The sequence below is a fragment of the Kosmotoga sp. DU53 genome (assembly GCF_001639905.1).
GTDB classification, from domain to species: domain Bacteria; phylum Thermotogota; class Thermotogae; order Petrotogales; family Kosmotogaceae; genus Kosmotoga; species Kosmotoga olearia.
The window spans coordinates 1-1143 of the sequence record NZ_JGCK01000097.1; the positions used below are offsets into that span (position 1 = coordinate 1).

Genomic DNA, 1143 nt, shown 5'->3' on the forward strand with positions numbered 1-1143 from the left:
CTTTCCGCAATCACTTGAAACAAGAGTTGCGCTCCTTCTCGGTCTAAAGGTATGTAACCCCATTCGTCGCATATGAGCAAATCTGTCTTTCTGAGTGTCTTCAAGAATCTCTTCAATGTTCCGTTGCTTTTTGCTTCCACAAGTTCGTTTACCAGTGTGGCCGTTCTGTAAAATCTGACTTTCTTTTCCCGGTTACAAGCAGCAATGCCTATCGCTGTTGCCATGTGTGTTTTTCCTGTTCCCACAGGGCCATACAGTATTAGGTTCTCTTTCTTTTCCAGAAACCTCCCTTCTTGTAATTCTTCCAATGTTATACTCTTGGGAATCTGTACGTTTTCAAAACTGTAGCCTTCAAAGGTTTTCATTACCTCGAAATTCGCCTGTTTTAGATAACGATTTTTACGTGATACCCGTCTGTTTTCAATCTCCAGCTTCAGTAGTTTCAGAAGGAATTCTTCGTTGGTCTCTGCCTGTATCTTTTGGTAGTTTTCCACTATACTTTTTCCCAATCTCAGTTCTTTGCAGTATTGAGCGATGAGTTCTTTCATTTCCTTTCACCCACCAGGGCATCGTATTCCTTAAAATCGGTTGTGTATGCTTGTAATCTCGGTACCTCGTTCCCTGTTTCAAAGGGTGATGGTTCTTCCTGGATCAACCGTCGGTACGATAGGAATATTGTCTCAGGATTGCAACGTTCGCTTTCTTGACTCATCTCCAGTGCACGTCTCGCGGTTTCCATATCTGTTTCACGTAGCATTTTGACCAGCAATTTCAGGCTGTTTTTCTTTTTCTGGTAATCACTGGATTCAAAGTATTCTTGCCAAATAGGAGGTAATTCCCTGTAAAATCTCGTGTATTTCAATGCACGTGGCCTCCTGCTCAAGGTTTCAAGGTATGGATACCAATTCAGGGATTGGAGGTTGTGTCCGTATAACCTGGGGTGTTTTACGAGCACTTTGTAGTCTTCATCCAGTATCTCTATTTCCGATGCCCCTATCTTCAACCACACTTCTGTTTCAGTATGTTTTGGTGACACGGAGTATCTGTTGTTTTCAAAACGAAGCATCCCATACTTGTCTGTCTTTGCTTTCTGTACCCTGGAAATATCCAGAGGTTTTTCGTTGAGTAGGAGCATCTTTTTCT

General features: G+C 42.3%; 1 protein-coding gene and 1 pseudogene. Both read right to left on the bottom strand.

Going from position 1 to position 1143, the window contains the following annotated elements:
- The coding region (gene istB, locus DU53_RS11710; RefSeq protein WP_063728806.1) for an IS21-like element ISKol3 family helper ATPase IstB at positions 1-548 on the bottom strand (548 nt) is incomplete at its 3' end.
- Positions 545-1143, bottom strand: a pseudogene (locus DU53_RS11715) (IS21 family transposase); the annotation flags it as partial. The pseudogene DU53_RS11715 and the gene istB, both read right to left, overlap by 4 nt.